Origin of the sequence: Pontibacterium sinense (genome assembly GCF_015209595.1) — a bacterium.
Lineage (GTDB): Bacteria > Pseudomonadota > Gammaproteobacteria > Pseudomonadales > Balneatricaceae > Pontibacterium > Pontibacterium sinense.
The window spans coordinates 1-21,979 of sequence record NZ_JADEYS010000015.1 but is presented as its reverse complement, the minus strand read 5'-3'; the positions used below and the strand labels follow the sequence as shown (position 1 = coordinate 21,979).

24 protein-coding genes and 1 tRNA gene are annotated in these 21,979 nt (G+C 50.1%); 22 read left to right on the top strand and 3 right to left on the bottom strand.

The annotated features are described in order from the left end of the window. Positions 1-23: 23 nt before the first annotated feature. A complete protein-coding gene (locus tag IOQ59_RS14340) occupies positions 24-1,673 on the bottom strand; it encodes an electron transfer flavoprotein-ubiquinone oxidoreductase (protein ID WP_193954075.1) in 1,650 nt (549 codons plus the stop codon). A 384-nt stretch (positions 1,674-2,057) separates the two neighbouring features. Here IOQ59_RS14340 and IOQ59_RS14335 point away from each other — a divergent pair, with 384 nt between their 5' ends. The 3 genes from IOQ59_RS14335 (at position 2,058) to IOQ59_RS14325 (ending at position 4,834) form a co-directional block, all read left to right on the top strand. After that, entirely contained in the window at positions 2,058-2,807 is a 750-nt protein-coding gene (locus IOQ59_RS14335; RefSeq protein ID WP_193954074.1) for an electron transfer flavoprotein subunit beta/FixA family protein, read from the top strand. Between the two features lie 11 nt (positions 2,808-2,818). After that, entirely contained in the window at positions 2,819-3,748 is a 930-nt protein-coding gene (locus IOQ59_RS14330) for an electron transfer flavoprotein subunit alpha/FixB family protein (protein ID WP_193954073.1), read from the top strand. A 522-nt stretch (positions 3,749-4,270) separates the two neighbouring features. Further along, on the top strand, positions 4,271-4,834 hold the full coding sequence (locus IOQ59_RS14325) for a hypothetical protein (RefSeq protein ID WP_193954072.1): 564 nt from the start codon (positions 4,271-4,273) through the stop codon (positions 4,832-4,834). A gap of 104 nt (positions 4,835-4,938) precedes the next feature. On the opposite strand, the gene IOQ59_RS14320 is transcribed toward IOQ59_RS14325, so the two are convergent. Next, positions 4,939-5,220, bottom strand: coding sequence for a hypothetical protein (locus IOQ59_RS14320; protein ID WP_193954071.1), 282 nt, complete (start codon positions 5,218-5,220; stop codon positions 4,939-4,941). 260 nt (positions 5,221-5,480) lie between these two features. Between IOQ59_RS14320 and IOQ59_RS14315 the strand changes: the two genes are divergently transcribed. The 3 genes from IOQ59_RS14315 to IOQ59_RS14305 all read left to right on the top strand — a co-directional run bounded on the left by IOQ59_RS14315 (position 5,481) and on the right by IOQ59_RS14305 (position 8,155). Further along, the gene (locus tag IOQ59_RS14315; RefSeq protein ID WP_193954070.1) at positions 5,481-6,095 is read left to right on the top strand and encodes a flavin reductase family protein; all 615 of its coding nucleotides are present in this window, start codon (positions 5,481-5,483) and stop codon (positions 6,093-6,095) included. 40 nt (positions 6,096-6,135) lie between these two features. After that, on the top strand, positions 6,136-6,603 hold the full coding sequence (locus tag IOQ59_RS14310; protein WP_228050917.1) for a VOC family protein: 468 nt from the start codon (positions 6,136-6,138) through the stop codon (positions 6,601-6,603). 229 nt (positions 6,604-6,832) lie between these two features. After that, positions 6,833-8,155: a Na+/H+ antiporter family protein gene (locus IOQ59_RS14305; protein WP_193954069.1), complete on the top strand. Its 1,323-nt coding sequence runs from the start codon at positions 6,833-6,835 to the stop codon at positions 8,153-8,155. A 129-nt stretch (positions 8,156-8,284) separates the two neighbouring features. Here the strand turns inward: IOQ59_RS14305 and IOQ59_RS14300 are convergent, their stop codons facing one another. Next, on the bottom strand, positions 8,285-9,415 hold the full coding sequence (locus IOQ59_RS14300) for a GNAT family N-acetyltransferase (protein WP_193954068.1): 1,131 nt from the start codon (positions 9,413-9,415) through the stop codon (positions 8,285-8,287). A 72-nt stretch (positions 9,416-9,487) separates the two neighbouring features. Here IOQ59_RS14300 and IOQ59_RS14295 point away from each other — a divergent pair, with 72 nt between their 5' ends. The 16 genes from IOQ59_RS14295 (at position 9,488) to IOQ59_RS14220 (ending at position 21,979) form a co-directional block, all read left to right on the top strand. Then, positions 9,488-9,943 carry an HIT domain-containing protein gene (locus IOQ59_RS14295; protein ID WP_193954067.1) on the top strand — a complete coding sequence of 152 codons (456 nt, stop codon included), beginning with the start codon at positions 9,488-9,490 and terminating at the stop codon, positions 9,941-9,943. Between the two features lie 143 nt (positions 9,944-10,086). Next, the gene (locus tag IOQ59_RS14290) at positions 10,087-10,311 is read left to right on the top strand and encodes an FmdB family zinc ribbon protein (RefSeq protein ID WP_193954066.1); all 225 of its coding nucleotides are present in this window, start codon (positions 10,087-10,089) and stop codon (positions 10,309-10,311) included. 84 nt (positions 10,312-10,395) lie between these two features. Continuing rightward, positions 10,396-12,159 carry an aspartate--tRNA ligase gene (gene aspS / locus IOQ59_RS14285; protein ID WP_193954065.1) on the top strand — a complete coding sequence of 588 codons (1,764 nt, stop codon included), beginning with the start codon at positions 10,396-10,398 and terminating at the stop codon, positions 12,157-12,159. Positions 12,160-12,337: 178 nt separating this feature from the next. Further along, positions 12,338-12,853 carry a crossover junction endodeoxyribonuclease RuvC gene (gene ruvC, locus IOQ59_RS14280; protein WP_193954064.1) on the top strand — a complete coding sequence of 172 codons (516 nt, stop codon included), beginning with the start codon at positions 12,338-12,340 and terminating at the stop codon, positions 12,851-12,853. Beyond that, on the top strand, positions 12,854-13,519 hold the full coding sequence (locus tag IOQ59_RS14275) for a trimeric intracellular cation channel family protein (protein ID WP_193954063.1): 666 nt from the start codon (positions 12,854-12,856) through the stop codon (positions 13,517-13,519). 4 nt (positions 13,520-13,523) lie between these two features. Further along, positions 13,524-14,159 (top strand): Holliday junction branch migration protein RuvA, encoded by a 636-nt coding sequence (gene ruvA / locus IOQ59_RS14270; RefSeq protein WP_193954062.1) that lies wholly within the window; start codon positions 13,524-13,526, stop codon positions 14,157-14,159. A gap of 67 nt (positions 14,160-14,226) precedes the next feature. Next, positions 14,227-15,240 (top strand): Holliday junction branch migration DNA helicase RuvB, encoded by a 1,014-nt coding sequence (gene ruvB, locus IOQ59_RS14265; protein ID WP_193954061.1) that lies wholly within the window; start codon positions 14,227-14,229, stop codon positions 15,238-15,240. 111 nt (positions 15,241-15,351) lie between these two features. Further along, positions 15,352-15,735, top strand: a complete 384-nt coding sequence (locus IOQ59_RS14260; RefSeq protein ID WP_193954060.1) for a TraR/DksA family transcriptional regulator — start codon at positions 15,352-15,354, stop codon at positions 15,733-15,735. A 379-nt stretch (positions 15,736-16,114) separates the two neighbouring features. After that, on the top strand, positions 16,115-16,783 hold the full coding sequence (gene tolQ, locus IOQ59_RS14255; protein WP_193954059.1) for a protein TolQ: 669 nt from the start codon (positions 16,115-16,117) through the stop codon (positions 16,781-16,783). A gap of 9 nt (positions 16,784-16,792) precedes the next feature. After that, positions 16,793-17,209 carry a protein TolR gene (gene tolR, locus IOQ59_RS14250; protein ID WP_193954058.1) on the top strand — a complete coding sequence of 139 codons (417 nt, stop codon included), beginning with the start codon at positions 16,793-16,795 and terminating at the stop codon, positions 17,207-17,209. A gap of 10 nt (positions 17,210-17,219) precedes the next feature. Further along, a complete protein-coding gene (gene tolA / locus IOQ59_RS14245; RefSeq protein WP_193954057.1) occupies positions 17,220-18,188 on the top strand; it encodes a cell envelope integrity protein TolA in 969 nt (322 codons plus the stop codon). Positions 18,189-18,303: 115 nt separating this feature from the next. Next, complete coding sequence (gene tolB, locus IOQ59_RS14240) at positions 18,304-19,605, top strand: Tol-Pal system beta propeller repeat protein TolB (protein WP_193954056.1); 1,302 nt, start codon at positions 18,304-18,306, stop codon at positions 19,603-19,605. A gap of 102 nt (positions 19,606-19,707) precedes the next feature. After that, positions 19,708-20,250, top strand: coding sequence for a peptidoglycan-associated lipoprotein Pal (pal, locus tag IOQ59_RS14235; RefSeq protein ID WP_193954055.1), 543 nt, complete (start codon positions 19,708-19,710; stop codon positions 20,248-20,250). Beyond that, positions 20,250-21,113, top strand: coding sequence for a tol-pal system protein YbgF (gene ybgF / locus IOQ59_RS14230; protein ID WP_193954054.1), 864 nt, complete (start codon positions 20,250-20,252; stop codon positions 21,111-21,113). The genes pal and ybgF overlap by 1 nt, the downstream gene beginning before the upstream one ends. Positions 21,114-21,130: 17 nt before the next feature. Next, entirely contained in the window at positions 21,131-21,811 is a 681-nt protein-coding gene (queC, locus tag IOQ59_RS14225; RefSeq protein WP_193954053.1) for a 7-cyano-7-deazaguanine synthase QueC, read from the top strand. 92 nt (positions 21,812-21,903) lie between these two features. Next, positions 21,904-21,979, top strand: a tRNA-Lys gene (locus IOQ59_RS14220).

Sequence of the window (21,979 nt, the reverse complement as noted above, 5' to 3'; positions counted from 1 at the left end):
GAATTTATCGTTGCGAAATGCTGTTACATGTTCGGGTAGGTCGGACCACCCATACCTTCCGGCGTTACCCACGTGATGTTTTGGGCAGGGTCTTTGATATCACATGTTTTGCAGTGTAAGCAGTTCTGCGAATTGATCTGGAAGCGCTTGCCGTCGTCGTCCTCCACTATCTCGTACACACCGGCAGGGCAGTATCGCTGAGCAGGTTCTGCAAACTTGGTCAGGTTCTGTGTTAGAGGAATATCCACATCCTTCAACTTCAGATGACATGGCTGGTCTTCTTCGTGGTTAGTATTCGACAGGAATACCGACGACAGTTTGTCAAAACTCAGCTTGCCGTCCGGTTTCGGATAATCGATCGGCTGGAAGTTGCTTGCTGGCTGCAACTGAGCATAGTCTTCATGATTATCGTGCAGCGTGAACGGCAGTTTACCGCCAAAGATATTCTGATCGACGTAGTTAAATGCACCGCCCAGAATTGCGCCGAACTTATGCATCGCAGGACCAAAGTTACGTGAGCTGAACAGCTCTTCATGTAACCAGGATTCCTTAAACATCTCTTCATAACGGGTCAGTTCTTCACCGCCGGCACAGCCGCCTTCCAGTGCTTCGAACATCGCTTCAGCGGCGACCATACCGGATTTCATCGCGGTGTGGGTGCCTTTGATTTTGCTGAAGTTCAACGTACCCGCATTACAGCCGACAATCAGGCCGCCTGGGAACGTCATTTTCGGCAAGGAGTTGAAGCCGCCTTTGGTGATAGCACGTGCACCGTAAGAGACACGGGTGCCGCCGTCCAAATGTTGCTTCAGTACTGGATGATGTTTCAGACGCTGGAACTCGTCAAACGGGCTGATGTAAGGGTTGGCGTAGTTCAGGTCGATAATCAGGCCAACAACAACCTGGCAATCATCCGTGTGATACAGGAAGAAACCACCGCTGGTGTTTTTATCCAGTGGCCAGCCAGAACCGTGTACAACCAGTCCTGGTTTATGCTGGTCAGCCGGAATGTCCCACAGTTCTTTGATACCGATGCCGTAATGCTGGGCATCTGCTTTGGTATCCAGGTTGAAGTTCTCGATCAGCTGTTTGCCCAGATGACCGCGGCAGCCTTCAGAGAAAATGGTGTATTTTGCGTGCAACTCCATGCCTGGCATGTAGCTATCTTTCTGCTCGCCATCCATGCCGATGCCCATGTCACCGGTGGCGATGCCTTTAACGCTGCCATTTTCGTTGTACAGTACTTCCGATGCGGCGAAGCCGGGGAAGATTTCTACGCCCAGCTCTTCAGCGCGTTCCGCCAACCAGCGGCAGACGTTGCCCAGACTGACAACGTAGTTGCCATCGTTGTGCATGGTTTTAGGTACAAAAGCGTTCGGGATCTTGGTGCCGTTTTCGGCATCCTTGAGCAGATACACTTCATCTTCGGTGACCGCTGCCGTCAGTGGTGCACCTTGCGCTTTCCAGTCAGGGAACAGCTCGTCCATTGCACGGCTTTCAATAACAGCACCAGATAAAATGTGTGCACCGACCTCAGAGCCTTTTTCCACAACACAAACAGTAACTTCCTGTTCTTTTTCCTGCGCCAACTGCATCAGGCGGCAGGCGGTAGACAATCCAGCAGGGCCAGCGCCTACAATTACAACATCAAATTCCATCGACTCACGGGTCATCGGTAGATCTCCCCAAACTCAGTTTCTTCTTTTGTTATTAGCAGAGGCGCTTCAAGCAAACCGGCGCTCTTTTATCACGTGATACAATTATAAGTGAATTCCCTAATATTGGAACATTTTTAACTATATAGAGGCGGTTTTATAGTAGATAAATGTCTTACATGCCTTGATAATATCGACGTTTTTAAATAATGTCGATATTATCAAGGCATGTAAGGGTTAATTTTTAAGTTAGGGTTATTGCTTATTTTGGATGGGTGGGTATGATTAGGGAAACCACTTAGAAAACGGTTGGTTCTTAGTGTATAGCTGCCGAATCAAGGCGTTATCTAATCCAACAGTAAAAGCATATTAAGAAGAACTACAGATAAAAGGTCTTTGCTGATGAAGGTGCTTGTAACAGTTAAGCGAGTGATCGACTACAACGTCAAAGTACGTGTGAAGTCGGACAACAGTGATGTGGATCTGGCCAACGTAAAAATGGCCCTGAACCCATTTTGTGAAATTGCGGTAGAAGAAGCGGTACGCCTGAAAGAAGCCGGTACGGCCTCTGAAGTTATTGTCGTATCTATTGGCCCTAAAGCATGTCAGGAGCAGATTCGTACTGCGCTGGCACTGGGTGCTGATCGCGGTATTCAGATCGACGTTGACGAGGCGCCTGAGTCTCTGTCCGTTGCTAAATTGCTGGCGAAAGTGATCGATGAAGAGAAGCCTGAGCTGATCATCATGGGTAAACAGGCTATCGATACAGATAACAACCAGACCGGCCAGATGCTGGCTGCGTTGTTGGATATGCCACAAGGTACCTTTGCCTCTGAAGTGAAAATTGAAGACGGTAAAGCGAACGTCACTCGTGAAGTTGACGGTGGCCTGCAGACTGTAGCGCTGAACCTGCCTGCAATCGTGACCACTGACCTGCGTCTGAATGAGCCTCGTTACGCATCTCTGCCAAACATCATGAAAGCGAAGCGTAAGCCGCTGGATGTTAAAACCCCTGCAGATCTGGGTGTTGAGCTGAAAGCGCACACTAAATTGCTGAAGGTAACCCCACCGGCTGAGCGTCAGGCGGGTATTAAAGTAAGCAGCGTCGACGAGCTGGTCGAAAAGCTGAAGAACGAAGCCAAAGTAATTTAAGGGGTGATCTAATGGCTATTCTGGTTATTGCAGAACATGACAATAGCACCCTGAAAGGTGCGACACTGAACGCAGTGACTGCTGCGACTCAGATGGGCGGCGACCTGCACGTGCTGGTTGCGGGTGCAGGCTGTGGTGCAGTTGCTGAAGAAGCGGCGAAAGTTGCAGGCGTAAGCAAGGTGCTGGTAGCAGATGCTGCTGCATACGAACATCAGCTGGCTGAAAACATGTCCAAGCTGGTTGCTGAGTTGGGTAAAGACTACAGCCACATCGTAGCGCCAGCGACCACTACCGGTAAGAACTTCCTGCCACGCGTATCTGCGCTGCTGGATGTTGCGCAGATCTCTGAGATTACTGCGGTTGAATCTGAAAACACGTTCCAGCGTCCAATCTATGCGGGCAACGCGATTGCGACTGTAGAGTCTCTGGATCCGATCAAAGTGATCACTGTACGTGGTACTGCATTTGATGCGGCTGCGGCAGAAGGTGGATCTGCGGCTGTTGAAGCGGTGGGTACTGTACACGATGCAGGTATCTCCAGCTTTGTTGGTGAAGAAGTTGCTGTATCTGACCGCCCTGAACTGACGGCTGCGAAAGTCGTTATCTCCGGTGGTCGCGGTATGGGCAACGGCGAAAACTTCGCCATGCTGGAAGCTATCGCAGACAAGCTGGGTGCAGCAGTTGGCGCATCCCGTGCGGCAGTTGATGCTGGCTTCGTACCGAACGATATGCAGGTGGGTCAGACGGGTAAGATCGTTGCACCTGAACTGTACATTGCTGTGGGTATCTCCGGTGCGATTCAGCACTTGGCAGGTATGAAAGACTCCAAGATCATCGTTGCAATCAACAAAGATGAAGAAGCTCCAATCTTCTCTGTTGCTGACTACGGTCTGGTTGCGGACCTGTTCGAAGCTGTTCCTGAATTGGAACAGAAGCTGTAAGACATGTAATACCAGGGCTGGTTTCTCGCAAGTAGCCAGTCCGTCCTTTACCTTGGCAGGGCTTCATAGGGATACGTGATGCATCCCGATTAGTACTATGCCTTTATCTTTACCCGATACGGTTTCGTATCGGGTTTTTTTGTTATTACCGTCATCAGTTCTCTCACCTCGTATGCTGGTCTCGAGATCAACCTATCGCTTCATGACTGTCAGTCATAAGGCTGTGGTGATCGCTGCTTATTATGGATTGTTTTGAAATTGTCGGTCTGACTTATCTGATTTCAGCCAGTGGCTTTTTCAACCGTACATGCCTTGTCCGGAAAAAGTGTAAGCATCTTGATACACAGCCGCCCTCATCTATTGAAAACACATCGCACTAATAGGTTAGTTATCAGTAGCTTAGAATCTTGGCTCTAAAATTGCGTAAAGGTCTCTACGTAGCTGTATTTGATGACGCCTAGGCTAAGGCTCTTGATGTGGTGGTCATCGTGCTTCCCGTAAACTCTTTCAAGGAGATACGTTATGAAACTGAGAAGTGTGGTTGCGATTACGCTGGCAACTATCCTGGGCGCTTCATCGTCTTTTGCAGATAATCATAAAGGTGGCGGTAATCGGTGGGTACTTAACCTGGTTGGGTCAGATGATATGTATGTGGCTATGGTGCCTGATATCGACGGAGACGGTTATGAAGATGAGGCGTTTTGCTTTGATGTTGATTTGATCAATGCAAAAAACCGTCAGGTTGTGGGCACCGCGACAGATTGTCTTTCAAATATTGAGTCTGGGTCGGAAGGTGGACTTCAATTGGTTGGCACCACGTATTTTAATTTACCGAAAGGGAGCTTGGTTACGCGAGGTGTGACCTCGGTGCAGCCGGTCAATCGGCCAACGGTAACTCCTGATGGCGTGCCAATTAGTCATATAACCGGTGCGTCCAGTGATGAAAATGCGGTGTTGTGGGGGACTGGTAGGTTTGAGGGGCTGCAAGGAACCTCTCGTTTATCTGGCATGGTTGACCTGACTAACTTTGATGGTGAGGGAACGCCTATTGTGTTTGATTGTTTATTCGTGGTTGATCTGGAATAGATTGATGGGCTAGAAATGTTGATATGTAAAAAATATCGCCGGTGAGGGTGGCTTTCGCCACCGCTCAACCGGTGAGAAGGGGAAGGGTATTCGGGATCAGCAGCTCAGGCAGCTGCTGATTTACGGGAGTCGTGTTCGGGATGGGTTGCGATGAAGTGCTCCAGCACTTTCTGCAACAGTGCTTCGTGGCCGCGGTTACCTTCGCGGCGTGCTTTTTCAATGTCATCCAGAATAATGCGCTTAATCTTTTGCTCACCTTGATGGGTGATCATGTATTGTCCGAATGCGAGTGCAATCATTGGGTCTACGTGCTCGTGCTCTGCAATGGCATCTACTTCGTCAGAGGTCAGGTCACACATATCCAGGCATTCTTCGTATGTAAGCATTGTTTTTCCTCTTTAGCTTCGGTTTGTAAGCTGGGCATTTATTATTATTTTCTGGACGTTTTTCCCGGCGGAATTCGCCTTGGGGAATATCAGTGTAGGCGAGAGGTTGGTGATTCTCTAACCAATTTTTTAGACAAATTCTCATATGAATTTCGTTCAAAATTAATCTTTTTCATGTTGCGTGCGCACACCGAGAATAGGACTCATGATGGAAAAGTGTCATAATTTCAGGGCGTTAAATTCACCGTGCGGAAGCAAAAATGAATATAAATTTGTCTGAGCTGTCACCAAACAAGGTTTATCACACCATGACACAAACGGTTGTTCCGAGACCGGTGGCGTGGGTGTTGTCTGAGCACGAGAACGGAAAGTTTAATTTGGCACCGTTTTCATACTTTAATGCGGTGTGCAGTAATCCGCCGGTTGTCATGTTGTCGATCGGGCGTAAACCCGATGGCAGTGACAAAGATACGTTTCGTAATATTGTCGAACGCAAAAAATTTGTGATTCATCTCGCACACCCCGAGCTTGCGCCGCAAATGACGAAATCTGCGAAAGTACTGCCAGACGGTGAATCTGAGCTTGAGCTGGTTGATATGGACACGGTGGCGTTTGAAGGTTTTGAGCTGCCGCGTTTAAAGGAGGCGCGTATCGCGTTTGCCTGTGAGCTGTATAAGTTGGATACCATCGGAGAGAGCGACCAAAATCTTGTGTTTGGTAAGCTGTTGCGCATCTGGTTGGATGATGAAGTGGTTACCGAAGATGATAAGGGCCGTATGAAGGTCATGGCGGATAAGCTCAGCCCATTGGCGCGTCTGGGTGGTAATGAATATGTGACTGCTGGAAGTATTTTGGATATTCCCCGCGAGTCCTAGTCCGCTGCTAAGCTGTGGAATATAAGACGAGGATACTGATATGTCACAGCAAAGTTGGATGCCAGAACAAACCCATTTGATCACGCCTTACATTATGGTGAAAGACGCGGATACATCGCTGGATTTTTATCAGCGTGCATTTGGCTTTGAAGGGGCCGTCATGATGCGAGATCCTGCTGGGAAGGCTGTGCATGCTGAAGTGCGTCGTAATGGTGTGCTGATCGCCATGTTTGCTACGGAAGGTGCGTTTGGTTCTACACAGCAATCACCTGCAAGCAGTGGGTTGCCTTCTCCCATTGGCTTATATATGTATTGTGAAGATGTCGATGCGTTGGTTGCACGTGCTGTCGCGGCAGGTGCCGAAGCGGTAGGTGAGGTTGATACTCAGTTTTGGGGTGATCGTACGGGATGTTTACGAGATCCGGATGGGTATGGCTGGACCTTTGCTACACAGGTTGCTGACTTCGACCCTTCGAAAATTCCTCCTGGTTTTAAGTCCGACTTCTAATCCATTTGTGACGCAGTGTCGCGGGTGTCGTTGCCCGTTGTGCTGCATACAAATCTCTTTTCGATTGTATTCTTCCTGATGAATTGGCGACACCAGTCAATGAGTATGATGGTGTAGATTATTTCCTATTGTGAAATATTGACATTATTGGAATAAATGTTCAGAGTTCGCTCCTTTCCTGAAGTGCCTGTTCTGGTGCTTTACGTCCAATCTTATTCTGGGATTTTTAATGAATGCGGTAATTGTTGCAGTGCTAACGATGTTGGTGCTGAGCTTGCTTCGTACAAACGTCGTAATGGCTCTTTTGCTGGGTGCAATGGCAGGTGGTCTGACAGGTGGTTTAGGGTTGCAAGGTACGGTTGATGCCTTTAACAGCGGTATCGGCGGCGGTGCGGGTGTGGCATTGAGCTATGCGTTGCTGGGTGGCTTTGCTGTTGCGATCTCCAAGTCCGGTTTGCCGCACCTTTTGGCTGATCGGGTTGTTGTGATGCTGGGAAGCAATCAGGATGCCCAGCGGGTTCGTATGGTGCGAACCGGGTTGATTATGCTGATTATGCTCGTGGCGATCTCATCCCAGAACATAATGCCGATCCATATCGCGTTTATTCCAATGCTGATTCCGCCACTGTTGTTGGTGATGGCAAAGATGCAGTTGGACCGTCGCTTGATTGCCTGTGTGCTGACTTTTGGTCTGGTAACGCCCTACATGTTTTTGCCGGTAGGTTTCGGTGGCATCTTCCTGAATGAGATCCTGCTGAAAAACATTGCTGCAAACGGTTTATCCACAGAAGGTATCAGTGTTGTCAGTGCGATGGGTATTCCTGCGCTAGGTATGCTGACAGGTCTGCTGATCGCAGTATTTATCAGTTACCGAGGCAAGCGTCGTTATGATCTGAGCAAGATCGAAGCGGTTGAGAATGGCGGGGCTGAAGTGTCGGGTGTGCGTACCTTGGTCGCTATTGCTGCCATTGGTGTGGCATTTGGCGTGCAGCTGTATACGGGTTCCATGGTTCTGGGGGCGCTGCTGGGCTTTATCGTATTCTCGGTTTCCGGTGTGGTGCGTTGGAACGAATCGGATGGGCTGCTGGTCGATGGTATGAAGATGATGGCAACCATCGGTTTCATCATGATTGCCGCCGCTGGTTTTGCCGAGGTACTGCGGGAAACAGGTGAAATTGCGAGTCTGGTTGAAAGCTCTGCGAGCTTTGTTGATGGCAATAAAGCACTGGCTGCCCTGTTGATGCTGGTGGTGGGTTTGTTGATTACCATGGGTATCGGCTCTTCGTTTTCTACAATTCCGATTATTGCTGCTATCTACGTGCCTTTGGCGGTGCAGTTAGGCTTTTCGCCATTGGCCGTCGTTGCGCTGGTGGGTACTGCCGGTGCGCTGGGTGATGCCGGATCTCCGGCGTCTGATTCTACATTGGGCCCGACTGCGGGTTTGAACGTAGATGGTCAGCACCGTCACATCTGGGATACGGTGGTACCAACCTTTGTTCACTTTAATCTGCCGCTGTTGATTGCGGGCTGGATTGCAGCGACGATTCTTTAATCGAAGCGAGCGTTCAGTGATCTAACCTATAACAGGGGTAGGTTGCTGAGATGAGAAGCCGCACAGCAGGCAGTGTTGTGCGGCTTTTTTATGTCTGGGGCGTGGCTTTTAATCCAGTGCTTAAATGATCTAGTCGCTCTTAAACGGTAGCCAGGTGGTTAGTTCTGCGATTTGCGCTCGCATCATCTCTTCTTCCTCATTCAGAAAACGTGCGATGGGCTCTCGGAAACCGGGTTCCTGTAGCCAGTGTACGGACCAGGTCTCAATCGGTTCAAAGCCACGCTGAATCTTGTGTTCACCTTGAGCTCCGGGGTCAAAGCGTTCCAGGCCTTCCAGAATGCAAAATTCGATGCCTTGGTAATAACATGTTTCGAAGTGCAGGCTATCGTACTCTTCCAGGCATCCCCAGTAGCGTCCATAGAGGGTGGTTGCACTGCGCAGTGAAAGGGCGCCTGCGACGGCTTGATCATTAACGTATGCGACAACGAGGACCAGATGATCCGGTATAGTGTCGCGCAGTAGCGTAAAGAATTCGGGTGTCAGATAGCCTTTACGACCGCGTTTAAGATAGGTGACCTGATAAAAATGGTAGAACCGGTGGAGCAGAGCATCGCTAATATCCCCGCCGCTATAGGTGCGTAACTCGACGCCTTGATCGGATACTTTCTTACGTTCTTTGCGTAAATTCTTGCGTTTGCGAGAGTTGAAACGTTCCAGAAAGTGGCTGAAGTCACGGTAGTCATGGTTGAACCAATGGTACTGACATCCCAGTCTTGGCATGATTTCGTGAGTCGCAAATTGCTCGATCGTCTCGTGGGGGGCGAATAGGCCGTGCCAGGATGAGGCGTTTAGCTTGGCGGCAATTTGTGGGATGGCGTCACGTATTATTGGAATGATTGTATCCAGCGGCTGGCGGGTACCAATCCGGGGGCCATGGGCAGGCGTGAAAGGGATGGATGTGACCAGCTTGGGGTAATAATCCAAATCATAGCGAGAGTAGGCATCTGCCCATGCCCAATCAAATACGTACTCGCCATATGAGTGCTGCTTTAGATAGATCGGCATTACGGCGACAGTTTCATCGCCGTCCTTCAGTGACAAGTGAAGGGGGAGCCACCCAGTGCCTTTTCCAACGCTGCCAGATTGCTCCAGTGCATGCAGGAATTCGTATCGTAGGAAAGGATAGTCGGTGCCGCAGAGGTGATTCCAGATGTCGGGGCCAATCGATTCAATGTTGTCAGTGAGCACGATATCAAGCATATTTGCCTATACTCTTACCTATTAGAGAATGACTAACGTCTGGAATTTTAAGTAAATTTCATCGGAGGAACCATGGACGAGCTGGAATTGGAATTTGAACTGCATCCTCAGCTGGCCGCAGATTGTATTGTACTGGGAGATTTCCCACTGTGTCGCCTGTTGCTGATAAACGATGCAAACTATCCGTGGTTTATTCTGGTGCCCCGTCGTGCTGGAGCCACCGAAATTTATCACCTACCAGAGGAAGAACGGTGTCAGATGATTCACGAGTCTTCGTTTCTGGCGGAGAATCTGGCTGATATTTTCGCCGCTAAAAAAATGAATGTGGCGTCGCTGGGTAATATGGTACCGCAGCTGCATCTGCATCATATCGTGCGGCAGGAAGATGATGCTGCATGGCCGGGGCCTGTGTGGGGCAAGGTGCCTGCTAAGCCTTATACGGATGAGCAAATTCATGAGATTCGGCATAAAGTTGAAGTGTTATTAACCAATACCGGAGAGGTGACGATCTCTCCTGAAGAGTCGTAACTCAACGCAATCCTTTGCGTCGATCTGTCCGGGTCGGCGCTGTCGATTTCTTTACCGCGCTTAGGGCCTGTAACCTCCTTCCAAATCGGTTATAATCGCGCGTTTTCCAATAGAATAGATCTGAATCTGGAACGCGTTTTACGATGCCTATCTACGATTTTGAATGCAAAAGCTGCGGCCACGAGTTTGAGAAGCTGGTGATGCGTAGCGATGCACCAGCGCCAAACTGCAAATCCTGTGACAGTGAACGGGTAGAGAAAAAAGTCTCTGCGCCGGGATTTCGATTGTCAGGAAGTGGTTGGTACGAAACAGATTTTAAAACCGGTAAGAAGAAAAATCTTGCGGGTGACAGCGGCAGTAGCAGTTAAGCCTGCGGCCGAAAGCCAAATTAAATTTAGCTCTTACATCCGTTGAACTCGGATGTGTTGGTAACTTAACAGGAACAGGAAACTATGCGCAGCCATTATTGCGGCGATCTGAGAAAAGAACACGTTGGCGAAGAAATCACCCTGAACGGTTGGGTGCACCGTCGTCGTGACCACGGTGGTGTCATCTTTCTGGATGTGCGTGACCGCGAAGGTCTGACACAGGTTGTATTTGATCCGGATCGTGAAGAAAGCTTCGCACTGGCAGACAGTGTACGTAACGAGTTTGTTATCGAAGTGCGTGGTCTGGTGCGTGATCGTCCGGAAGGTACTGTGAACCCGGATATGCCTACGGGTGAGATCGAAGTACTGGGCAAAGAGCTGGTTATCCTGAACAAAGCGGAAACACCTCCTTTCCAGCTGGACGAACACCAGCAGGTGGGTGAAGACGTGCGTCTGCGTCACCGTTATATCGATCTGCGTCGCCCAGAAATGCAGGATAAACTGCGTTTCCGTTCTAAGGTGACTAATGCGATCCGCAACTACCTGGATGATAACGGTTTCCTGGATATCGAAACGCCAATCCTGAACCGTGCAACACCTGAAGGCGCGCGTGACTATCTGGTGCCGAGCCGTACTCACGAAGGTAGCTTCTTTGCACTGCCGCAGTCGCCACAGTTGTTCAAACAGCTGTTGATGGTGGCGGGTTTTGACCGTTACTACCAGATTGCTAAATGTTTCCGCGACGAAGACCTGCGTGCTGACCGTCAGCCGGAATTTACCCAGATTGATATCGAAACCTCATTCATGGATGAGGAAGCGATCATGGGTATGACCGAAAACATGATCCGTGAACTGTTCCAGAACATGCTGGACATTGATCTGGGTGACTTCCCACGTATGCCATACGCGGAAGCGATGCAGCGTTACGGTTCTGATAAGCCGGACCTGCGTTTCCCAATGGAGCTGGTCGACGTTGCTGATCTGATGGCTGAGATCGAGTTCAAGGTTTTTGCCGGTCCAGCTAAAGATCCTAAAGGCCGCGTTGCAGCGTTGAAAGTACCAGGCGGTGCTCAGCTGACGCGTAAGATTATCGACGAATACACTAAGTTCGTGGGTATCTACGGTGCGAAAGGTCTGGCATGGATCAAGGTGAACGAGCTGGAGAAAGGTGCTGAAGGCCTGCAGTCTCCAATCGTTAAGTTCCTGGGTGAAGATGTTGCCATGAAGATCATGGAGCGTCTGGAAGTTCAGAACGGTGATATCGTCTTCTTCGGTGCAGACAAAGAGAAGGTTGTAAGCGAAGCACTGGGTGCATTGCGTATCAAAGTAGGTGAAGACATGAACATGGCGCAGTGCGAGTGGGCACCGCTGTGGGTTGTTGACTTCCCAATGTTCGAAGAGACTGATAAGGGCGGTGTGACTGCATTGCACCACCCATTCACCGCGCCAAGCTGCTCTCCTGAAGAACTGAAAGCGAACCCTCTGACTGCGCTGTCCCGTGCATACGACATGGTATTGAACGGTTGCGAGCTGGGCGGTGGTTCTGTTCGTATTCATGATCAGGCGATGCAGAAGACTGTATTTGACGTGCTGGGCATTAGCGATGAAGAAGCGGAAGAGAAATTCGGCTTCCTGCTAAATGCTCTGCAGTTCGGTGCGCCTCCTCATGGTGGTCTGGCGTTCGGTCTTGATCGACTGATCATGCTGATGACGGGTACTGAGTCTATCCGTGAAGTGATTGCGTTCCCTAAAACCCAGAGCGCATCTTGCATGATGACTGAAGCGCCGGGTGAAGTGAGTGCAGCTCAGTTGCGTGAACTGAACATCAAGCTGCGTAAGACGCCTTAAGTCTGAGCGGTTAAGTCAGGGCTAGGGCGAAAGATCGCCGTGTAGCTCTTCTGGAAAAGCCGAGGCCGTTGTCTCGGCTTTTTTGTTCACGGAGAAAGACGGTTTGTTGTGCGATTTATTGCATCATCAGTGGTGCTAACGCGTATTATGGTCGGCAATAATCTGAACTGATGGTTTTATGTTAATACTCGGAATTGATCCGGGGTCACGCATCACCGGTTACGGTGTCATCAATAGCGTGGGCTCAAAAAATGAATATGTTGCCAGTGGCTGTATCCGCATCAAGGGTGATGCGTTGCCTGAGCGCCTGCAGCAGGTCTTTGAAGGGGTGACTGAAGTGATTAGTCGTTATTGCCCTCAGGAGATGGCAATTGAGCAGGTGTTTATGGCGCGCAATGCAGACTCGGCACTGAAATTGGGTCAGGCACGTGGCGTTGCCATTGTGGCGGGTACCAATCAGGAACTGCCGATTTACGAGTACGCGGCGAGAAAGGTAAAGCAATCTGTTGTTGGTAATGGTTCGGCGGATAAAGCGCAGGTTCAGCATATGGTCGCACATATTCTGAAACTGCCTGGCTTGCCTCAGGTAGATGCTGCGGATGGGCTTGCTATTGCGCTTTGTCATGCGCATACCCGTACGAATTTGGTGCAGATGGCTGGAGCACGTTCAAACCGAAAGGGGCGTTGGCGTTAGATGGATTACGAAACTTTTATCTATTTTGCTGAGATTGTGGGTATTGCGGTATTCGCGGTGACCGGTGCATTGGCGGCGCAAGGCAAGCGTCTGGATATCCTGGGTGTTGTAGTTCTGGCGATTGTGACGTCGTTGGGTGGTGGTACGATTCGCGATATTACCCTGGATGCTCACCCTATAGGTTGGATCGTTGATACGAGTTACCTTTGGACCGCAATCGTATCGGCGGTGGGGGCGTTTATTCTCTGCCGATATGTTGCGTATCCACGTCGTGCGTTGTTGGTGTTGGATGCGATGGGGTTGGCGTTATTTGCGATCCTGGGTGCGCAGAAGGCGATGGCCATGGGCCAATCGGATGTGGTCGTGGTTATGATGGCCATGATCACTGGTACCGCAGGTGGTATGATTCGCGACATTCTGACACGAGAAATCCCGTTGATTCTTCACCGTGGAGGTGAGATCTACGCAACATGTGCGATTGCTGGCGCGATTTTCTTTGTCTCGTTTGAAGGTCTGATTGAGGACCGCCTGTTAGCGATGATCTCAATGGGTTTGATCTTTGCCACACGTATGGCAGCGGTGTTCGCAGATCTGCGTTTGCCTGAATTTATTGTTGCAGGACACCGTCTGGAGTCAGACAAAACTGCCCGGGATATGGAGAAGTAAATCAGTGATTGGAAGGTTAAGAGGTGAGCTGCTGGAAAAGCATCCGCCGCAACTGTTGATTGATGTTAATGGCGTTGGCTATGAGGTTGAGGCCTCCATGAATACCTTCTATCGTTTGCCGGAGCTGGGCAGGCAGGTCACGTTGTTTACGCACTTTGTAGTGCGTGAAGATGCGCAGCTGCTCTATGGCTTTGCTGATCGGGAGGAGCGGTTGCTGTTCCGTACCTTGATCAAAGTGAATGGCGTGGGGCCAAAACTCGCGTTAACTATTTTGTCGGGCATCAGTGCCAACGATTTTGTACGTTCGGTGCACGATCAGGATACCGCAGCGTTGGTGCGTTTGCCTGGCGTCGGAAAGAAGACCGCCGAGCGACTGATCGTTGAAATGAAAGATAAGCTGAAGGACCTGCAGGTCGCCGATTTTGGTGAGTTCCAATTGAGCGGTGGTGGTGATCCTGACGTGGCTGTTTCGATGCCTGCAACCGATCACCGGGCCGAGGCAGAAAGTGCATTAGTGGCGCTGGGATACAAGCCGGTACAGGCGACTAAAGCGATTGCCCAGGCTGAAAAGGCCTTGGGCGCGGGGGGTAGCAGCGAAGACCTGATCCGGCAGTCGCTAAAGTCGATGGTTACGGGTTAGCGGTGTAGTTGGCTATATTGGTTTTTGTAAGAACAATTCAATTTACGTGTGATTTGAGGCTCCATCCATGATCGAAGCAGATCGTTTTATCTCACCTGCCAGCAACCCTGTTGAAGAAGCGCAGGATCGGGCAATACGCCCTAAAACGCTGGAGGATTACGTCGGTCAGCCTACTGTGCGTGAGCAGATGGAGATTTTTATCCATGCAGCGAAAGGGCGTGGTGAAGCATTGGATCACACGTTAATCTTTGGGCCGCCGGGTCTGGGTAAGACGACGTTGGCTAATATTATTGCCAACGAGATGGGGTCTGAGATTAAAACCACATCGGGCCCGGTGCTGGAAAAGGCGGGTGATCTGGCTGCATTGCTCACAAACCTTGAGCCGGGTGACGTGCTTTTTATCGATGAAATTCACCGTCTCAGCCCTAATGTGGAAGAGGTTTTGTATCCGGCGATGGAGGACTATCAGCTGGATATTATGATCGGCGAAGGTCCGGCTGCTCGTTCCATTAAGCTGGAGTTGCCGCCGTTTACACTGGTGGGGGCAACCACGCGTGCAGGGTTGCTTACGTCGCCGCTGAGAGACCGTTTTGGTATCGTGCAGCGCCTTGAATTTTACAATGTCGATGATCTGTCCAGTATTGTCGGTCGCTCGGCTGAGTTGTCAGGGACGAGTGTCGATGAGCGCGGTGCGCGTGAAATTGCGTGCCGCTCTCGCGGAACGCCGCGTATTGCCAATCGCTTGCTGCGTCGTGCGCGTGATTATGCAGAGGTTAAAGGCGATGGGTATATCTCATCGGAGATGGCTGATCGTGCCTTAAATATGCTGAATGTTGATAACAGTGGTTTCGATCATATGGATCGCCGAATGTTGTTGGCGATGATTGAGAAGTTTGGCGGTGGTCCTGTAGGCGTTGAGAGTCTTGCAGCGGCCATCAGTGAAGAGCGCGATACGATAGAAGATGTATTGGAGCCATACCTGATCCAGCAAGGCTTTATTATGCGCACGCCAAGGGGGCGGGTAGCAACAGATCATGCCTATCGCCACTTCGGAATCGATAAACCGGACATGGATCAATAGAAGAGAACAAAACGCGGCTATGCCTGTCTGTCTGACATTGATCAACGCTCTGGAGGCGGTGCGTTGACTAAGATGTGAGTGAGTACATCAACACAGATAAAAGGGCTGCAAATGGTTACCACTATCACCGCATCCAAGGTACTGGCGTTTAAGGCCGAGATCGAAGAACATTTACGTTGCCTGCGTGAAGAGGCGCGGGAGGAACTGCGGGATACTCAGCAGATGGGGGAAAGTACATTTTCTGGATCTGCTCATGATCGTACGGAAGAAGCTGAGCAGGCGGCTGCGGTTGCTTTGAATTTGATGAATCTATCCCGTCATACGGACGAAATTCGCGCCTGTATTGAAGCTCTTCATCGTATTGAAGAAGGTGAGTACGGTATCTGTCTTGAGTGTGGCGATGATATTGAGTTAAATCGTCTGCATGCAAACCCAATAGCTGTCCGTTGTGTGCGCTGTCAGTCTGCCGGAGAAACGCTGAGGGCGGTGAGCTAAGCGCCGCCTTTTCATCACTCTTACGTCTTTGCTCTCGGTTCCCTCCTTTATTTATGTAACCTTCTCCTGTTATTGTCTCTTTGTAGGCTTGCTTGGGTTTTATTTGAGCGTGTCGGGCTACAGTTTATTGTGAAGGCCTGAACTTTTTTGCGCTGTAAGCGTCCCATTCGAGACGGCTGATTGGGGTGGTTTGTGCTCTCAATCGCTGCGAATGTGTTTTGGTGTTACGGGCATGTAAAAAACCAGGTTCGTTGTGACACAGGACGTGATCTCTGATATATCCCGCCGGTATAATCAATAACCTAATTCTTTTTCCTGGCGTCGTTGGCGTCGAGTTCTATCTGTACAGTAATTGAGGGCAGCCGAAGTGGTTGAAAAGATGTCTATCTGGAGTCTGGTGGTTAACGCCAGTGTGGTCGTTCAACTTGTAATGGTGCTGTTGGTCATGGCGTCGTTGCTTTCCTGGGTCATGATTTTTCAGCGCCACTTCTTTTTACGCCGCACGAAAAAAGCTCTGCTGCAGTTTGAAGAACGGTTTTGGTCTGGAGTGGACTTAAGCGCCTTGTATCGTGAGGTTAATCAGCATCCTAATCCGGATTGTGGTGCAGAGAATATTTTTCGCGCGGGTCTGAAAGAATATACCCGTCTGACCCAGCAGCGGACATCCGATCCTGATGCGGTTATGGAAGGGGTCCAGCGGGGCATGCGTGTGGCAATGTCACGTGAAGAGGATAAGCTGGAACAGCATCTGCCATTTCTCGCGTCTGTCGGTTCAGTCAGTCCTTATGTCGGGTTGTTTGGCACTGTATGGGGCATCATGAACTCATTCCGTGGTTTGGCTAATGTTCACCAGGCAACGTTGGCATCGGTAGCGCCAGGTATCTCTGAGGCGTTGGTAGCAACTGCCATTGGGTTGTTTGCCGCGATTCCTGCTGTTATTGCCTATAACCGCTTTTCTGCGAAATCTGAAAGCGTATTGAGCAGCTATGAAACGTTTGCGGATGAGTTCTCCGCTGTACTCCATCGTCGCGTTCACGGTGCATCTTAAGGTGTTGCTATGATCAGACGCCATCGTAAAACGCGTAAGCTAAACGCGGAAATCAATGTGGTGCCTTATATCGATGTCATGATGGTGCTGTTGGTGATCTTTATGATTACGGCGCCCATGTTGACGCAGGGTGTACAGGTAGAATTGCCAAAAGCGGCGGCGGAACCCGTGGATGATAAGGACAAAGAGCCGGTTATTATCACGGTGAACGCTAAACAAGAGTACTTTATCGATGTTGGTGGTGATCCAGAAGAGCCGTTGGATGCAGAAACTGTATCCGAGCGTGTGAGAAAAATTCTGGCGGCTAACGAAGATAAGATGCTGTTGGTGCGCGGAGACAAAAACGTAGACTACGACGCTGTCGTTCAGCTAATGGTGTTGCTGCAGCAATCGGGTGCAGGCACTGTTGGTCTGGTAACCGAGTAGGGCGGATCAGTTGAAGCTCAATAGTTATCTATTACCTGCGCTGTTAGCCTTGCTGTTGCATGGCGTGGTGTTTTTTATCTTGGCGGATGTGTGGTTTGAGTCAGATAAGGAAACTAGGCGAGTGCCCAGGCATGTGAATGCCCAGGTTGTTGATCTGAAATCGATCACAACCAACGCCGATCGAAAGCGCGAGGCTGCCGCTGCGAAAAAACGGGCAGACGATCAGGCAAAGCGGAAAGCCCAGGCAGAACAAAAGCGTAAGAAGGCAGCCGCAGAGAAAGAACGCCAGAAGGAAGTTGCGCGTAAAAAGGCGGCTGAAAAGAAACGTAAGCAAGAGGTCGCAAAAAAAGCGGCCGCTGAAAAGAAGCGTAAGCAGGAAGTTGCTCGTAAAAAGGCGGAAGATGAAAAGCGCAAGGCGGATGCCAAGCGCAAGAAAGAGCTAGCGGCGAAGAAGGCTGCAGAGAAAAAACTCGCAGAGAAAAAAGCGGCAGAAGAAAAAGCCCGTCAGAAGGCTGAAGCGGAACGCAAACGTAAAGCACAAGAGAAGCTCGCGGCTGAAAAGCGAAAGAAAGCAGAAGCCGAAGAGCGTCGTCGTGCTGAAGCAGAAAAGGCTCGTCAAAGCGCCTTAGCATCAGCTCTCGAAGAGGAAGAGGCGGAGCTGGCGGCAGAAGAGGGGCGTCAGACGGCTATTAGCTACGAAGCGTATGTGCGTGAGCAAATCTCTCGTTACTGGAGGCGGTCTCCGAGTGCGCGCAATGGCATGGTGGTTGAATTGTCTATCCATCTTTTGCCATCGGGTGAGGTTGATGACGCGTACGTGAGTAAATCCAGTGGCGATGATCGTTTTGATCGGGATGCGGTGCGGGCAGTGATGAAAGCTTCCAGCTTTCCTGAGCTCCGGAAACTGGATCCGGTTGTATTTGATCGTTACTACAGAAAGTTCACCATGGTCTTCCGGCCTGAAGACTTACGTCGGTAAATATTGGGTGTATTCGTTGTATTGGAGCTGTTTGCGGAACTCCGCTCTCGGCTCTGTGTCGTAATCGGGAAGGCTAGTCCAAGTTATTGGTGTACAGAGATCGGAGAATCTTACAGTGAGACTATATAAATATATCGTTGCTGTGCTGTCTGTTTTGTTGGTTTCGCTGCCGCTGCAAGCGGAGTTGAGAATTGAGGTGACCCAGGGTGTGGATAAGCCTACCCCTGTAGCGGTTGTCCCGTTCTCGTGGAGCGGTGGCTATGGTCTGTCGGAAGATGTTGCTGGCGTCATTGGCAGTGATTTCGCACGCAGTGGTCTGTTTGCTGTGATGGATCAGGACAATATGCTGAGTAATCCTTCCCGTCAGAACGAAGTGGCGTTTCGTGACTGGCGTAGCGCCGGTCAGGAGTTTCTGGTGATTGGGCGAATGAGTCCTGCCAAAGATAACGCTGTGCGGGTGGAATATGAAGTTTATGATGTCATCAAAGAGGAGTTGATCTTACGTGATGCGCGTATAGGGAGTCGCAATGGATTGCGTGATGTCGCTCATGTCATTGCTGATAATATCTATGAGTACCTGACCGGCTTAAAAGGCGCATTTTATACCCGAATCCTTTATGTGACCGCGGATAAACTGGATGCAGATACCTTCCGCTATCAGTTGCGTATGGCTGATTCGGACGGCGCGCGTCCCAGAACTATCCTTGAATCCAAAGAGCCGATCATGTCTCCAAGCTGGTCGCGTGATGCGCGTCGTGTGGCCTATGTTTCGTTCGAAAGCAGTCGTCCCGCTATTTATATTCAGGATCTCAGGACCGGTCAGCGCCAGAAAGTACAGTCTTTTAAAGGTTTGAATGGTGCGCCGGCGTGGTCGCCTGATGGTAGTAAGATGGCGCTGGTGTTGTCAAAAGATGGCAATCCGGAGATCTATATTCTGGATCTGTTGCAGCGTAAATTGACGCGTATGACCCATCACTACGGTATTGATACCGAGCCAAACTGGTCACCGGATGGTCGCACTCTGATTTTTACCTCCGATCGTGGAGGTCAGCCTCAGATCTATCAGATGCATCTGAAAAGTCGAAACATTGAGCGGCTGACTTATGAAGGTAATTACAACGGACGTGCATCTTTGACACAGGATGGTCGTTTTCTGGCGATGGTGCATCGAGGCGACGATGGTGTGTTCCGTATTGCAGTACAGGATCTGAAAACCTCTCGTGTTGAAGTGTTGACTGAAACCTTCCTTGATGAGTCGCCAACCATTGCACCGAATGGCAGCATGATTTTGTATGCGACACAGAAGGGTACCCGTGGTGTTTTGGGCGGGGTTACACTGGATGGGAACGTGCGCTTCCTGCTGCCGGATTCACAGGGGCATGTACGTGAACCGGCGTGGTCACCGTACTTGCAATAAGTACGCACAGCCATTAACGTATGCGTCAGTTGGGAATAATCTAATTTTACTATTCAGGGTGTTGGTTAGGGCCGACATTAAAGGATATTACAGGAGTATTCGATGAAAGCTTCCAATGTAGCCAAAGCTGTTGCACTGGCTCTTTCCGTGGCATGGGTCGCGGGTTGTAGTTCAACTGGTGGTACTGATACCGGCACTACAGGTGCGGTAGACACTTCCGGTTCTTTTGCCGATAGCAAGGGTGCAGCTGTATCCGGTGGCGTTTCTGCTGCTGAGATGGCTGCACAGAAAGCAGCGGACGCTGTAGCTGCACTGCAGACTGTTTTTTACTTCGACTTTGATAAGTCTGTCGTAAAACAGGACGGTCTGGATGCGCTAGAGAAGCATGCTGCTTATCTGGTAGCCACTCCAAGCGCATCTGTGCGTCTGGAAGGTCATGCAGATGAGCGTGGTACACGTGAGTACAACATGGCTTTGGGTGAGCGTCGTGCTCAGTCAGTAGCGCGTTACCTGCAGGTTAACGGTGTAAACTCTGATCAGATCGAAACTATTAGCTACGGTGAAGAGAAGCCTGCTGTGCTGGGTCATAGCTCAGAGTCTTGGGCTCAGAACCGTCGCGTAGAGCTGAAGTACGTTAGCAACTAATGTACACAGCCCGTTATCTACCCTCTGTTGTGCTGGCGCTGACTTTCAGTGCTGGCGCAATGGCGGCACCCCCTCCTGTTATTGAGATTCAAACATCCCAGGCTGATCAGAGCTCCTCAGGTGTTGGGCGGTCAACTGCCGCACGCAATAATGCTGAGTTGTTGATGATTATTGACCAGCTGCAGAATGAGGTGCGTTCGTTACGTGGTGAGCTGGAGCAGCAGGCGTTTCGTCTGAAAAAGATGGAACGGCAGCAATTGGATCGTTATCGCGATCTTGATCGTCGTATCAGTTCGCTGATGAGTCGTGAAGCTCCGACAGCTACAACGAATAAAGCGCAAGCATCTAATCCAGCGTCGTCTGGTGCGACAGAGTCTGCTCAATCGCAGAAATCTGATCGTACGGTACAGTCATCCAGTGCCCCTCAGGCATCGGATCAATCGGATTCTTCAAAACCTCAGGCTAAGCCAGCATCCGTAAGTGTTAAAGATGGTGTTTCGGACTCTAAAGCCTATCGTGAAGCCTTTGGCTTGGTTCGTGCTCGTGATTTCCCGGCCGCGGTTGTGGCGTTTAGCGCTTTTGTGCGTGACTATCCCAATAGTGCACGTGTTGCCAACGCGTACTACTGGATGGGTGAAATCCATCATGCGGAGCAAAAGCTTGAAAAGGCGCGAGAAGCCTTTGCATTGGTTTTGGGGCAGTATCCAGAGCATCCCAAGGCACCACATGCCGCCTTTAAGCTGGGTGTGATCTATAGCGAATTGGGTGATCAGGTACGTTCGGAAGAATATCTCGATTACGTGCTTAAGAACCATCCGAAATCCAATGTTGCTCCTCTGGTCGAAGAGTTCAAGCGTAAGTAATTCCTGGAATATTGTTAATGACTACCGCTGTTAAGAAGGCAGTTGTTCTGCTGTCTGGTGGATTGGATTCTGCTACTGCACTGGCAATGGCTAAAGATCAGGGATTTGAATGTTATGTTCTTAGCTTTGATTACGGTCAGCGCTCTCTTACTGAGCTAAACGCTGCACGCCAGATTGCTGTACAAATGGATGCTAAAGAGCATCGTGTTATTCGCCTTCATCTCGAAGATTTTGGTGGCTCAGCGCTGACCGATCATAGTATTGATGTGCCGGAAGAGGAGGTTGATGGTGTTCCTGTCACTTATGTTCCTGCCCGCAATACGGTGTTTCTATCCCTTGCATTGGGATGGGCGGAGGTGTTGGAGGCACAGAATATCTTTATCGGTGTGAATGCTGTGGATTACTCCGGTTATCCTGACTGCAGACCCGAATATATTGCTGCGTTTGAAGCGATGGCTAATTTGGCGACGAAGTCCGGTACCAGTGGCCAGCCATTGAAATTGCAGACCCCACTGATTGATCTCACTAAAGCCGAAATTATTCAGCAAGGTATGGCGTTGGGCGTTGATTATTCGCTGACAGTGTCCTGTTATCAGGCGGATGATGAGGGTCGTGCTTGTGGTCAATGTGACAGTTGTCGACTGCGTGCAAAAGGATTTGAAGATGCTGGTGTGTTGGATCCGACCCGCTACGCTTAACTTATTGAAAAAATTATCGTTTAACTGAATATTTTCGATAATAAGTGCTTGCACTTTTTAGGTTAGCGCGTAATATACGCACTCCATCGGGCGGGTCGTTAGCTCAGTTGGTAGAGCAGTTGGCTTTTAACCAATTGGTCATAGGTTCGAATCCTATACGACCCACCA

Bases quoted from the DNA above. Each gene is read 5' to 3' on its own strand.
- tolR (WP_193954058.1), top strand. From the start codon at position 16,793: ATGATCAGACGCCATCGTAAAACGCGTAAGCTAAACGCGGAAATCAAT.
- ybgF (WP_193954054.1), top strand. From the start codon at position 20,250: ATGTACACAGCCCGTTATCTACCCTCTGTTGTGCTGGCGCTGACTTTC.
- IOQ59_RS14275 (WP_193954063.1), top strand. From the start codon at position 12,854: ATGGATTACGAAACTTTTATCTATTTTGCTGAGATTGTGGGTATTGCG.
- IOQ59_RS14325 (WP_193954072.1), top strand. From the start codon at position 4,271: ATGAAACTGAGAAGTGTGGTTGCGATTACGCTGGCAACTATCCTGGGC.
- IOQ59_RS14310 (WP_228050917.1), top strand. From the start codon at position 6,136: ATGTCACAGCAAAGTTGGATGCCAGAACAAACCCATTTGATCACGCCT.
- IOQ59_RS14320 (WP_193954071.1), bottom strand. From the start codon at position 5,220: ATGCTTACATACGAAGAATGCCTGGATATGTGTGACCTGACCTCTGAC.
- aspS (WP_193954065.1), top strand. From the start codon at position 10,396: ATGCGCAGCCATTATTGCGGCGATCTGAGAAAAGAACACGTTGGCGAA.
- IOQ59_RS14305 (WP_193954069.1), top strand. From the start codon at position 6,833: ATGAATGCGGTAATTGTTGCAGTGCTAACGATGTTGGTGCTGAGCTTG.
- tolQ (WP_193954059.1), top strand. From the start codon at position 16,115: ATGTCTATCTGGAGTCTGGTGGTTAACGCCAGTGTGGTCGTTCAACTT.
- ruvB (WP_193954061.1), top strand. From the start codon at position 14,227: ATGATCGAAGCAGATCGTTTTATCTCACCTGCCAGCAACCCTGTTGAA.
- IOQ59_RS14300 (WP_193954068.1), bottom strand. From the start codon at position 9,415: ATGCTTGATATCGTGCTCACTGACAACATTGAATCGATTGGCCCCGAC.
- pal (WP_193954055.1), top strand. From the start codon at position 19,708: ATGAAAGCTTCCAATGTAGCCAAAGCTGTTGCACTGGCTCTTTCCGTG.
- IOQ59_RS14335 (WP_193954074.1), top strand. From the start codon at position 2,058: ATGAAGGTGCTTGTAACAGTTAAGCGAGTGATCGACTACAACGTCAAA.
- ruvC (WP_193954064.1), top strand. From the start codon at position 12,338: ATGTTAATACTCGGAATTGATCCGGGGTCACGCATCACCGGTTACGGT.
- IOQ59_RS14290 (WP_193954066.1), top strand. From the start codon at position 10,087: ATGCCTATCTACGATTTTGAATGCAAAAGCTGCGGCCACGAGTTTGAG.
- IOQ59_RS14260 (WP_193954060.1), top strand. From the start codon at position 15,352: ATGGTTACCACTATCACCGCATCCAAGGTACTGGCGTTTAAGGCCGAG.
- queC (WP_193954053.1), top strand. From the start codon at position 21,131: ATGACTACCGCTGTTAAGAAGGCAGTTGTTCTGCTGTCTGGTGGATTG.
- IOQ59_RS14340 (WP_193954075.1), bottom strand. From the start codon at position 1,673: ATGACCCGTGAGTCGATGGAATTTGATGTTGTAATTGTAGGCGCTGGC.
- IOQ59_RS14330 (WP_193954073.1), top strand. From the start codon at position 2,819: ATGGCTATTCTGGTTATTGCAGAACATGACAATAGCACCCTGAAAGGT.
- IOQ59_RS14295 (WP_193954067.1), top strand. From the start codon at position 9,488: ATGGACGAGCTGGAATTGGAATTTGAACTGCATCCTCAGCTGGCCGCA.
- IOQ59_RS14315 (WP_193954070.1), top strand. From the start codon at position 5,481: ATGAATATAAATTTGTCTGAGCTGTCACCAAACAAGGTTTATCACACC.